The sequence below is a fragment of the Synergistaceae bacterium genome, assembly GCA_017443945.1.
Taxonomy (GTDB): Bacteria; Synergistota; Synergistia; order Synergistales; family Aminobacteriaceae; genus JAFUXM01.
This window is the reverse complement of sequence record JAFSXS010000068.1, coordinates 23,623-35,658: the sequence shown is the minus strand read 5'-3', so window position 1 is coordinate 35,658 and position 12,036 is coordinate 23,623. Positions and strand designations below refer to the sequence as shown.

At 41.0% G+C, this 12,036-nt stretch carries 9 protein-coding genes; 4 read left to right on the top strand and 5 right to left on the bottom strand.

Annotated features, from left to right (window positions below; all coding sequences use genetic code 11):
* Nucleotides 1-19 precede the first annotated feature (19 nt).
* From IJT21_07365 to IJT21_07345, 5 genes are all read right to left on the bottom strand, one after another.
* Nucleotides 20-1,552 (bottom strand): fused MFS/spermidine synthase, encoded by a 1,533-nt coding sequence (locus tag IJT21_07365; GenBank protein MBQ7578064.1) that lies wholly within the window; start codon nucleotides 1,550-1,552, stop codon nucleotides 20-22.
* 186 nt (nucleotides 1,553-1,738) lie between these two features.
* Nucleotides 1,739-3,187 (bottom strand): TrkH family potassium uptake protein, encoded by a 1,449-nt coding sequence (locus tag IJT21_07360; GenBank protein ID MBQ7578063.1) that lies wholly within the window; start codon nucleotides 3,185-3,187, stop codon nucleotides 1,739-1,741.
* Complete coding sequence (gene trkA / locus IJT21_07355; protein MBQ7578062.1) at nucleotides 3,177-4,571, bottom strand: Trk system potassium transporter TrkA; 1,395 nt, start codon at nucleotides 4,569-4,571, stop codon at nucleotides 3,177-3,179. The genes IJT21_07360 and trkA overlap by 11 nt, the downstream gene beginning before the upstream one ends.
* Nucleotides 4,568-5,305: a hypothetical protein gene (locus IJT21_07350; protein ID MBQ7578061.1), complete on the bottom strand. Its 738-nt coding sequence runs from the start codon at nucleotides 5,303-5,305 to the stop codon at nucleotides 4,568-4,570. Before IJT21_07350 ends, trkA begins: the two co-directional genes overlap by 4 nt.
* Nucleotides 5,306-5,979: 674 nt before the next feature.
* Nucleotides 5,980-6,696, bottom strand: coding sequence for a Bax inhibitor-1/YccA family protein (locus tag IJT21_07345; GenBank protein ID MBQ7578060.1), 717 nt, complete (start codon nucleotides 6,694-6,696; stop codon nucleotides 5,980-5,982).
* A 75-nt stretch (nucleotides 6,697-6,771) separates the two neighbouring features.
* Here IJT21_07345 and greA point away from each other — a divergent pair, with 75 nt between their 5' ends.
* Genes greA through IJT21_07325 form a run of 4 tightly spaced genes read left to right on the top strand, consistent with a single transcriptional unit; the run spans nucleotide 6,772 to nucleotide 12,014 of the window.
* Nucleotides 6,772-7,272, top strand: a complete 501-nt coding sequence (gene greA / locus IJT21_07340) for a transcription elongation factor GreA (protein ID MBQ7578059.1) — start codon at nucleotides 6,772-6,774, stop codon at nucleotides 7,270-7,272.
* A gap of 2 nt (nucleotides 7,273-7,274) precedes the next feature.
* Nucleotides 7,275-8,258 carry an NAD-dependent epimerase/dehydratase family protein gene (locus IJT21_07335; GenBank protein ID MBQ7578058.1) on the top strand — a complete coding sequence of 328 codons (984 nt, stop codon included), beginning with the start codon at nucleotides 7,275-7,277 and terminating at the stop codon, nucleotides 8,256-8,258.
* On the top strand, nucleotides 8,251-9,234 hold the full coding sequence (gene hemB / locus IJT21_07330; GenBank protein MBQ7578057.1) for a porphobilinogen synthase: 984 nt from the start codon (nucleotides 8,251-8,253) through the stop codon (nucleotides 9,232-9,234). The genes IJT21_07335 and hemB overlap by 8 nt, the downstream gene beginning before the upstream one ends.
* A gap of 2 nt (nucleotides 9,235-9,236) precedes the next feature.
* A complete protein-coding gene (locus IJT21_07325) occupies nucleotides 9,237-12,014 on the top strand; it encodes a hypothetical protein (protein MBQ7578056.1) in 2,778 nt (925 codons plus the stop codon).
* Nucleotides 12,015-12,036: the final 22 nt, after the last annotated feature.

The window sequence follows — 12,036 nt, the reverse complement described above, 5'->3', positions numbered from 1 at the left end:
ATACAACTCCTTAAAATTTTTATTGCACAAGTGTATATCTCTCAACAGGAGCAAACGAGTCCGTAAATGCCGGGATTGCTGGATTCGGCACAAATGGAGTCAGCCACTGATGAGCAAGCAAAGCAGAAATTTTTGCATCCGGAGTCGGCGACACTGTAGAAGCTGTATCACCCATTCCAACAAGTATTATATTTTGCAGAATTTGTGAGTATTTCTGCTCCTCGAACAAAACCGGAAATATCATCATCGTACTAAATGACGTGTTAAACGCTTTATAAATCCCGTGAAAGACTCCCGATTTGCTGCCGTAAAGTGAAGCTATAATATTTACAATTAATGTCCCGTCAGGCTTGAGAAGTTCACGAAGTTTTTCGGCGGTCTCTACTGTCGTCATTTGAAACGGGATCGATGTCCATGAGCTGAAAGTGTCCATTAAAATAGCGTCATATTTCTCGAAACCGTCTTTTATTGCACGATTCAAAAATGTTCTAGCGTCCTCGTGAAAGATTCTCATATTCGGGTGATCTGCCAAATTAAAATATTTTCGTGCTGTCTCAGTTACTCCCGGATCTAATTCTACAACATCAATAGAGACGGCAGGACGTTCTGCAAGCAAATAACGGGGAAAACAATAGCCCCCTCCTCCGAGCATTAAAATTTTTTGTGTGTCAGGCTTATAATGAAACGCTAGATCATAAAATTTTGTGTAACTGCTCACTAATTCGGAAGGGTTATCAAGATACATCATTGACTGTGCTGCGTCAGGATTAGTAACTAAGACTCTAAGAGGCCGGCCCGTTCTCGTGTTGCTTGCATCGTAATCAATTATTGACAAGTGATTATATGCTGTGTCGAGCTGAATCCCGCGCGGTGAAAATGGAAGCCCGAATCTTTCTGCCGCATATGACGCACCCGCAAGAATGATAACTAATATAATATTTCGCCATGCTCCCGTGTATGACAAGACCGACAATAAAGCAATCATTGTAGCTAACAGCATTAAAATAATTCCCGACGGAAATAATGAAATCAGCACAAAGCCGCCTAAAAATGTACCTAAGATACTGCCCGCAGAATTTAACGCAGACAAACGACCCACAACCGCACCGGATGAGTCTACATTCTGCATTGCAAGACGCGCTGTAAACGGCGACACCATGCCCAGCAAAATACTTGAGGGAGCAAATATTATCACCGCCGCAAATACTGAAGCAAGATACAAATTTAACCCTAACGACTGCAGCCACGTTAAAATCATGTTGCTTGAATATGCAGTTACAGCAATTATTACAGCAGAAAATAATAATATTCTCCCAAGTAAACGACCGTCCGGCCTTCTGTCAGCCATTGCACCGCCGAGCCAGTTTCCTATACATAGACTCGTCATGATAATTCCGATTAAAGCTGTCCAGACAATTAATGATGTCCCGAAAAAAGGCGCAACCATCCGCGAACCTGTAAGCTCAAGAATCATTGTCGCTGCTCCGCTGAAAAATGAAATCATCTGCAAACGTGCCTTAATTTTTACGCGATTTCTATAATCATTACTCAAATTTTAGTCAACTCCTTATGATTAAAATATTTTAACCGCCGAAATTCAAAAATGTATAGTAAATGTACCTGAATAATAAATTAATTCCCGCTCAATGCAATTAATTCATCGCGCGAACAGAACTCGTCCTGCCCACCCGCCCACCCGTTTTGAATGTGCAGCGCGAACAGAGAAAAGTTTTTACAGCTATTTTCTATATGTGCCGGGCATTAATAATAACAAGACCGCAAATAATTCAAGCCTCCCCGCTAACATACAGAACGAAAACAGCCATTTTACAACAGAAGGCAGCCACGCAAAATTTTCTACAGGCCCTAAAGCATTTAACCCCGGCCCGACATTGCTTAAACACGTCAACACGCCCGTAAATGATGTCAATAAATCAATCCCGAATCCTGTAGTAATTAGAGTCGCAAATGACAATATCGCCATATACAACACAAAAAACGCCGTCGATGAGTCCATTGTACTTTTTGGAATCGGCTTAGAATTTAATCGCGCTGTAATTATTGCTCTAGGATGTAAGAGTCTCCATATTTCAGATTTTAGCTGACGGCCTATTATTATAAATCTCGAAACTTTACAGCCGCCCCCCGTTGAACCTCCTGACGCTCCTATAAACATTAACAAGACAAATATAAATTTCGTAAATTCCGGCCATAAATTATAATCTTCGACAATAAATCCTGTTGTCGTCATGACGCTTACTACATGAAAAAATGTACGCCTCAAAGTGTGTTCAATTCCGAAAAATGAGCCCGCAAAATATAAAGCTGCCGACATCGCAAGAGCCGCACCGATCGTGATAAATAAATATGATTTAAACTCTTCGTCAGCAAGAAATTCACGAAATCTTTTATTCAATATCAGGAAATACAACGAAAAATTTACTCCGCTGGCAAACATGAAAATTATTATTACCCACTGAATAAACGGACTCGTAAAATATGCGACTGAATTATTTTTCGTCGAGAAACCGCCCGTTGCTATCGTCGAACATGAATGTGCAAATGCATCAAATAAAGTCATTCCCCCCATGCATAATAAAACCGTCTCAATCAGAGTAAACGCTACATAAACGCCCCATAAATAAATCGCTGTCTGATGTAAACGGGGAGTCAATTTTTCTGCGGTTACTCCGGGGACTTCAGCTTTGTACATTTCCATTCCGGAGACTCCTAAGAACGGCAGCACAGCAAGACTCAATACAATTATTCCCATTCCGCCCATCCAGTGTGTAAGAGACCGCCATAATAAAATTCCTCGCGGCAATGCTTCAATATTCGTAAAAATTGTCGCTCCCGTTGTTGTGAATCCTGACATTGTCTCAAAAAATGCGTCCGTGTAACTCGGCACAGATCCCGCAAAATAATAAGGCAGCGCACCCAGCAATGACGCAGCAACCCATGAGAAACCCGTTATTCCGACTCCTTCACGAATCCCGATTGACGAATAAAAATTTTTCGAGTAGATTCGCAATGCAGCACACGTCAAGAAACCCGCAAGCATTGACATAGCAAACGCACTCGAGTCCCTGCTTCCGTCATAAAGAGCAATCAATAAAGACGGTATCATCGCACACGACACAACTAGACAAATTAAAGCTATTACGCCCGAAACTGTTTTAATCTTCATTGTTTAACTCTGCTCCGAATAATTTTGCGGCTTCCGGCATCATCGACGTTAAAGCAAATAAAATTACGTGATCCCCTGCCAAAATTTTTGTAGCTCCGGTTGGGACTAAGACTTCATTTCCACGACCTAATAACGCAACAATAACACCTTTTTGTAATTTCAGCTCCATTAAACTTTTGCCGATTAAATCATTATCTTCTTTCATGACGACTTCTAACATTTCAGCGTTTATCTGCTCAATCATTGAATATGCAAGTGTATGTGTCGGATAACGTACGACTCTAAGCAATAAATTAGCTAGTGCCTCATTAGGGTCAACAATTGCATCAACCTGCATTGACTCTGTTAAATCCTGATAATCTTTGCGCTTGACGATTGCAATAGTTTTTTTCGCGCCCATTGTCTTAGCTATGACAGAATAAATTAAATTTAGCTCGTCCGAATCAGTAGCACATACATAACCGTCAGCTAATTCGATTCCTTCCTCGCTTAAAACTTTTTTGTCCGCACCGTCGCAATTTATTACAAGTGCCTCGCCGAACTCCTCAGAAAGTTTTTCACACCTGAACGGGTCTTTGTCGATTAAACGCAGGCTGACATTTCCAAATTCACGTCTGACTCTCTGCGCGATTTGAGTCCCTAATTTCCCGCCTCCTACAATAAATAAACGTCTAAGCGGCCGCGATTTTTCCGGGTCGGGCTGGAATAACTCCTGTAAAATTTCTGCGCTCTTCTTATATGTAACAACGTGGCAGACATCATCAGGTTTCAATATCGTAAAACCGTTTGGGACTCCTGATTCGCCGCCCTCGTGTGCAACGTGAACAAAGACTGCAATTAATTCCGGAAATTTTACGCGAATATCCTTCAACGCCATATTTACTAACGGGGAATTTTCCGCAATTTTCAGCGTGTAAAGTGCTGCTCTGCCGTCTAATAATTCAGCTGTATGAGTCGCAGAACTAACGGCCAAGAGACTCAAAACTTCGCGAGCGATTGAACGTTCGGGAGAAATCATCATGTTGATTCCGAGTTTGCGTCCCCAGTCAGGCGAGTCTGTGAACTCTAAATTTCTTGCGCGTGAAATAACAACGGGGACTCCGGCACTTTTTGCGATCCAGCATGCTAACATATTGACTTCGTCGCGATCTGTGCAGGCGATTAACATATCAACATCACCGCCGGGGATAATTCCTGCCTGAGCGAGTATTTGAGGGCGTGCACCGTTTCCGCGTATTACTTGAACGTCAAGCTCTTCTGCATTTTTTGCGTTTGCCTCGTTGTTGTCTACTAAATAAATGTCGTGATTCTCGTTCTCATCCTTTGAAAGATTCAGTGCGACATTACGTCCGATTTCTCCTGCTCCTACAATAACAATTTTCATTCTTTAGTCTCCCATTTGCACAGAAAATTTGCGCTGGGTTTCTTGATATTTTCACGCAAAATTTTATATGCGAATAAATTTTTTTCCGGCTCTGCTATCTGAATCGTAATATTTTCGCCGAGTCTTGCACCGCTCCTGAATGAAGCGCACAAATATTTTAATTCATGATTCATCAAGTCAACCGGCGTTGAGTCAAATATCCACCCGAAATAAACCGCGTTATTTACATGTGAGTTATAGTCCAAATCATGAAAAGTTACATGTTTATTTACAGTCTTGATAATTTGTGAATCGTCAAAATCAGGAATTTCTCGAAAATCAGAATCTATTGCGGGCGTATCGTTCGTAATAATTTCTGGCAGATGTGCGGCGGCTTTTACTGCTCGTCCGGCTGCTAAGTCCAATAAAATCCAGCTCGTTTTTGCGTAAATTATAGGAGTTCCATTCTCTGACTCGACGTGAAAGACTCTCAACGTGTTATAACCGTGCGAAGGGTCATGAAAAGTTTTTATGCGAAATTTTTCGTCCAACACGGGAAGACGGCCGATAAAGTTAATTTCATAGCGTGTCAGAACCCATGAATAACCGCGCGCGTTAAGTTCTGTTGCAGTGCCTTCTATGTCATCGACGGCGAGTCCGGCTGTGTCTTGAAAGTGGTCGAGCAAATTTTTTAATTTTATCGTGCCAAGACATGAAGCTCCCGACGGCATAACCTTTAAATCTCGTGAATACATGCAAAAATAATCCTTTCGACAATTTTCACGCATTATAACAGTCAAACAGGCGGAAATAAAAATTTTATCGCGAAATTATTATTAGTTGAGAACACTTTAAAATCTATAAATGCAATGTCAAGGGCGAAAATCTTTTTGCAACCGGTTATAAATGGTGCGAACATTTTTACAGCTATTCAAGTGCAATTACTATAAAGTCTTTCGGAAACGTGCATTTATAATTACGGGCGTAGAAAAAAAGTGCGATAAAAAACGGGGCGCACACATACAACAAATTAATATACAAGCTCAACAAAAATATTTTGTCATAGTTTTCCGAAAATGTTTTATAAAACTTTGCAGCCCTATGAATCCGCCGAAAAAAGCAAAACATGTGATAAAATATTTCTCGAACAAATTATATCTTCCCAGCAAAAAAATATTTTTACAACTACATTTGCAACTACAAAAATTTAATTTCGTTCATGCATTCACAAAGACTCGCGAAGAAAAATTTTTTATTAATGCAATAATTTTCGCGCAAAAAATTTTTTCTCACACACTTGAAAATTTGCAACAACTTCATCATTTATTAGCGCTAACAATCAATCAACTTTAATTAATTACAATTATCTGCAAAAAAAAAATTCCCTCGCCATTACAGACAAGGGAACACAAAAATTTTCGTAAATATCTTAGTCTCTGCGCTTACCAAATAATCTCAGCAAATAAATAAATAAATTAATGAAGTCAAGATAAAGTTGTAACGCTCCTATAACCGCAATTTTCGTTAATGCAGAGTCATCTGCGCCGTTTACTGTCATTGAAAGCTGCTTAATTTTCGCCGTGTCATATGCAGTCAACCCCATGAAAATTATTATTCCCATTATGCTTATCGCCATTTCCATGCCGGTGGATCTCATGAACATATTTATAAGCCCCGCAATAATAAGACCGAACAAGCCCATAATTAAGAAACTTCCCATGCCCGTTAAATCGCGCTTAGTGTAAAGCCCGTAAATGCTCATTACACCGAACATTCCAGCCGTCGTGAAAAACGCCTGATAAATTGATGCCTGCGTGTATACAAGCAATAATACAGAACATGTCAAGCCGTTCACGAGACTGTAAAGCAAAAATAATATTAACGCCGTCCCAGCAGAAATTTTATTAATCGCAAATCCTAAATAAAACACGAGTCCAAGCTCAACAACTACAGCAATAATCAACGGTGCCCGCGAACCAAATAAAAAATTTATCATCGCAGGACTTGAGGCCGTCAAATATGCTGCAACAGACGTTATAATTAATCCCAACGCCATAAACTGGTAAACTTTGCGGAAAAGAGTATTAGTTATCTCCAGTGTATCTACTCCAGGCGCATAAGACGCATAATTTTCATATTGCGACATAAAATTTACATCTCCTTAATTCTATTATGAAGTAAAATATGCAGGTTATATTTTATCAGAATGTGAGGATTTATTATGAAGAAATCAGACACACACGAAATGACACGCAAAGGGTACGAGAGACTCAGCGAGGAATTAACGCACTTAAGAACGGTCAAACGTCAGGAAGTAGCTAGACAATTAGAGGAAGCACGCGCATTCGGAGACTTGAGCGAAAACGCAGAGTACGCAGCAGCAAAAGAAGAACAAGCCAAGCTCGAAGATAGAATATTAGACCTTGAGAACACTTTAAGCAAAGTTACTGTCATTGATGAAGCAAAACTCGACACTAATAGAGTCGGTATCGGCTTAACTATCACACTTGAAGACTTAGACCAGCCCGGAAAAATTTATAAATATGAGCTTGTCGGCTCCGAAGAATTATCCGGCGCAGCAGTCAACGCTAAAGGAGTGCAGAGAATTTCACAAAAGAGTCCCGTCGGTCAGGCGATTTCAGGTCATATTGCGGGCGCAGAAATTCTCGTAAGAATCCCCAGAGGCACAAGAAGATTAAAAATTGTATCGATCGAGAAATAATAATGAGCATTTACTCAAAAATTTTATCAGGCCGAATCAACGCAAAATATAATTGGCTCATTACGGGTGCAGCAGGTTTTATCGGCTCTCACTTGACAGAGGCTTTATTATCGCTCGGACAAAATGTAAGGGGACTCGACGACTTCAGCTCAGGCACGCAAAAAAATCTTGACGCAGCATTAAATAATTCAGGACATCCGGAAAATTTTTCGTTCATTAATGGCAGCATTACAGATTTTAACACGTGCAAAGAGGCTTTAACGGGCATTGATTATGTTCTTCATCATGCTGCTTTAGCGTCTGTTCCCGAGTCTATGCAGTTCCCCTTGAAATATAATGACGTAAACGTATCGGGATTCATGAACATTTTGCAGGCCTCGCGCGAAAATAATATAAAACGCGTTGTTTATGCGAGTTCAAGTGCTGTTTACGGCGATGATGAGACTATGCCCAAAATCGAGAGCAAAACGGGAAAATCTTTATCTCCATATGCAATGACGAAATTTATAAACGAGATCAACGCAGAATTTTTTACGCGCGTATATAATCTTGAGTGCGTCGGACTGCGATATTTTAACGTCTTCGGAGCTCGTCAGAATCCTAACGGGGCATATGCTGCAGTTATTCCGAAATGGGTTGACGCAGTGAAGGCCGGAAAGATTCCAATAATTTACGGCACAGGAGAAGCAACACGGGATTTTTGCGCCGTACAAAATGTCGTCTCAGCTAATATTCTTGCTGCCCTTGATGGTAACGCGGCGGGAAAAGTTTTCAATATCGGCTGCGGAGTCAGAACGAGTCTTAATGAGCTGCTAGAAAAAATTTATTCCGTCTTTGCACCTGAACGCGAAATTAAAGCAATTCACGAACAACCCAGAGACGGCGATATTTTACACTCGTCGGCATCTATTGAGCTTGCGAGAAAAATTTTACACTTTGAACCTATTATTTATCTTGAGGAAGGACTAAAATTTTTGCATGAATAACTTACGAATCAGGCCAAGACGCTTAAGAAGGACTCAAGCAATAAGGGATCTCACCAGCGAAACGAGATTAACGCCTTCAATGTTAATTTATCCCGTTTTTGTGCGCGAAGGAAAAAATATCATCGAATCAATTCCAGCTATGCCCGATCAATATCGTTACAGCCCTGATAAATTACCGGTGATTCTCGAACGTGCAGCAAAAAATAAAATCGGCGGTGTACTTTTATTCGGGATCCCTGAACATAAAGACGAGTGCGCTTCTTCAGCATGGGACGATAACGGCGTAATCCAGCAGGCAATAAGAACCGCAAAAAATAATTTTCCCGAATTAAACATTATCGGCGACGTATGCATGTGCGAATACACTTCACACGGGCATTGCGGAATAATAAAAAATGGGACTGTCGACAACGACTCTACGCTTGAATATCTTGCAAAAATCGCAGTCTCACAGGCCAACGCAGGCGCGGACATTGTAGCACCTTCCGACATGATGGACGGACACACGGGCGCAATACGTGAAGCACTTGACGAAAATTATTTGCAGGATACATTAATTTTTTCGTACGCTGTGAAGTATGCAAGCGCGTTTTATGGGCCATTTCGTGAAGCTGCGGGGTCTGCTCCTTCGTTCGGTGATAGAAAGTCTTATCAGATGAATCCGAGAAATTCACGCGAGGCACTGAAAGAGGCTTTACTCGACATTCAAGAAGGTTCAGACATGATAATTGTTAAACCTGGACTCGCTTATCTTGATATATTAAAATCTGTGCGGGAAAAATTTTTAGTGCCGGTCGGGTCGTATTCAGTAAGCGGTGAATATGCGATGATAAAAGCTGCTGCATTAAACGGCTGGCTTGACGAGAAAAAAATCGCGGGTGAGGCTGCAATCTCACAGGCTAGGGCGGGAGCAGATATAATTATTTCCTATTATGCTCTTGACTTGGCCGAATGGATGAACGCAGGAGAATTATAATTATGAATAACGTAAAAAATTTTGTACAACGCTGGCAGGGACGCGGCAATGAGAAAAGCGACACTCAATCATTCTGGAATCAATTATTACGCGATGTCTTGAACGTTGATTATCCCGACGAGTTAATAAATTTCGAGAAAAGCGTTACTATTGAACACGTCGGATTTATTGATGTCTACATACCTTCAACGCGCACACTAATCGAGCAAAAAAGTTTTGATATTAACCTCGATAAAGCATTCACGCAGTCTGACGGATCATTGTTGACTCCCTATCAGCAGGCAAAACGTTATTCAGACTGGCTCCCAGACTCCGAGCGCGCACGATGGATTATTGTTTGTAATTTCCAGAAATTTATTATTTACGACATGGAACGTCCCAAAGCTCCCCCGGCCGTGTTGCTGCTGGATGAACTCTCGCGCGATTATAATAAATTATCGTTCATCATTGATCCCAAAGGCGTGAATCCTCATGACGTACGCGAAGAAGAATTATCCGTAAAGGCCGGTCAATTAGTTGGCAAGCTCCGAGACTCATTGCTGGAACGCTACATTAATCCGGAAAATAAATCGTCGGCGGAAAGTTTAAATATTTTTTGCGTCAGAATCGTTTTTTTGCTCTATGCTGAAGATTCCGGACTCTTCGCTAAATCACAATTTCATGATTATTTGAAGTCTCGTGAACTAACTGCGCGCGATTCACTGCGAAAACTTTTTTCCGTCCTCAACCAGAAAGAAAATGAGCGCGATCCATATTTAGAGTCAGATCTTAAAGCATTTAAACACGTCAACGGCGGTTTATTTGCTGATGATAATATCGAACTCCCCCAGCTTGACGGCGAACCTTTGCGCATAATTCTTCATGACATGAGCGAGGGCTTTGACTGGTCGGGAATATCTCCTACAATTTTCGGCGCAGTCTTTGAGTCAACTTTGAATCCGGAAACCCGGCACTCAGGCGGAATGCATTACACATCAGTCGACAACATTCACAAGGTTATAGATCCGTTATTTCTTGACGAGCTCAACGAAGAATTTAACGCGATAATAAATATTTCAGATTCCGGGAAACGTACAAAAGAATTGCAGTCATTCCAGAAAAAATTATCATCGCTGACATTTTTTGATCCTGCGTGCGGTTCAGGAAATTTCTTAACTGAGTCTTACTTGTCATTGAGGCGGCTGGAAAATAGAATTTTATCTTTGTTGTCAAAGCAGATTTCTTTTGCTGACTCTAAAGATTTGACTCCCATACAAATATCAATCTCGCAATTTTACGGAATCGAAATAAATGATTTTGCCGTCTCTGTCGCGCGTACTGCCTTATGGATTGCAGAGGCTCAAATGTGGAACGAGACAAAAAATTTGATACACTTTTACGGCGATTTACTCCCGTTGAAGTCCTACAATAATATAATTGAGGCTAATGCATTGCGAATCGATTGGCGCACGGTGATTGATTCACGCGAAAATTTATACATCATGGGAAATCCTCCGTTTTTGGGATATTCGATTCAGAGTCATGAACAGAAAAACGATATTTTGTCGGTCTTCGTTGATGAGAGCGGGAAAACTTACAGAGCCTCCGGAAAAATTGATTACGTCGCGGGCTGGTACTTCAAAGCAGCTGAATTTATCCGCAACACAAGAGTCAAGGCTGCATTTGTGTCTACTAATTCAATCACTCAAGGCGAACAGGTGAGCGCAATTTTTAAGCCTTTGCACGAAAGATTCGGAATCAACATAGATTTTGCGTACCAGTCATTTATTTGGGACAGTGAGACGGAAGACAAGGACAAAGCACACGTTCATGTTGTGATTATAGGCTTTGACGCGATAAAAGAGTCGGGAAGAATGCGCAGACTTTTCACGCCTGAAGGAGTCAAACTCGTGAATAATATAAATTTTTATCTCGTGGAGGGGGAAAACATTTTTATTGAGTCACGGCAAAATCCAGTGTGTAAAGACGCTAAATTTATGAGACGCGGGAGTCAGCCGACTGATAAGGGAAATTTAATTTTGACTCATGATGCAATGTGCGGACTTGTTGCAGCTAACCCGACCGCAAAAAAATTTATTAGACCGTTCATGATGGGAGCAGATTTTATACAAAGGAAACCCCGTTATTGTTTATGGCTGGTGAACGCGAACCCAGACGATATTATGAGGTGTCCGAAAGTTTTAGAGCGCGTTAAAAGAGTGCGGGAATTTAGACTCGAAAGCAAGAAAGAAGCTACAAAGAGAAAAGCAGAGACCCCGACTCTATTTGATGAAATTGTAGAGTGCAGCACAAATTATATCGCAATCCCAGTTGTATCATCAGAAAATCGAATTTATATTCCAATGGGATGGCTTGACAACTCTGTTATACCCGGTAATAAATTACTTATCATTCCCGGCGCAACACTTTACGATTTCGGAATATTAACATCTCGCGTACATATGGCGTGGATGCGGAGAGTCTGCGGACGACTCAAGAGTGATTACAGCTACTCAAATACAATCGTGTACAATAATTTTATCTGGCCGAGTCCGAACGAGAGTCAGCGCGCAAAAATTGAATCAACCGCACAAAAAATTTTAGACGCGAGAAAATTATATCCGGACAGTTCATTTGCTGCGTTGTATAACGATTTGTTAATGCCTGCTGAACTCCGGAAAGCTCACCGAGAAAATGACAATGCAGTGTGCGGGGCTTACGGCTGGCCTGCTGACATAACCGAGAGCGGGATAATATCAGAATTATTTGCGATGTATAAGGCGTTGAAGACAATAAAATAAATTTGTGCTAAGATTATAAAAA

Bases quoted from the DNA above. Each gene is read 5' to 3' on its own strand.
- IJT21_07360 (MBQ7578063.1), bottom strand. From the start codon at position 3,187: ATGAAGATTAAAACAGTTTCGGGCGTAATAGCTTTAATTTGTCTAGTT.
- trkA (MBQ7578062.1), bottom strand. From the start codon at position 4,571: ATGAAAATTGTTATTGTAGGAGCAGGAGAAATCGGACGTAATGTCGCA.
- IJT21_07350 (MBQ7578061.1), bottom strand. From the start codon at position 5,305: ATGTATTCACGAGATTTAAAGGTTATGCCGTCGGGAGCTTCATGTCTT.
- IJT21_07345 (MBQ7578060.1), bottom strand. From the start codon at position 6,696: ATGTCGCAATATGAAAATTATGCGTCTTATGCGCCTGGAGTAGATACA.
- greA (MBQ7578059.1), top strand. From the start codon at position 6,772: ATGAAGAAATCAGACACACACGAAATGACACGCAAAGGGTACGAGAGA.
- IJT21_07335 (MBQ7578058.1), top strand. From the start codon at position 7,275: ATGAGCATTTACTCAAAAATTTTATCAGGCCGAATCAACGCAAAATAT.
- hemB (MBQ7578057.1), top strand. From the start codon at position 8,251: ATGAATAACTTACGAATCAGGCCAAGACGCTTAAGAAGGACTCAAGCA.
- IJT21_07325 (MBQ7578056.1), top strand. From the start codon at position 9,237: ATGAATAACGTAAAAAATTTTGTACAACGCTGGCAGGGACGCGGCAAT.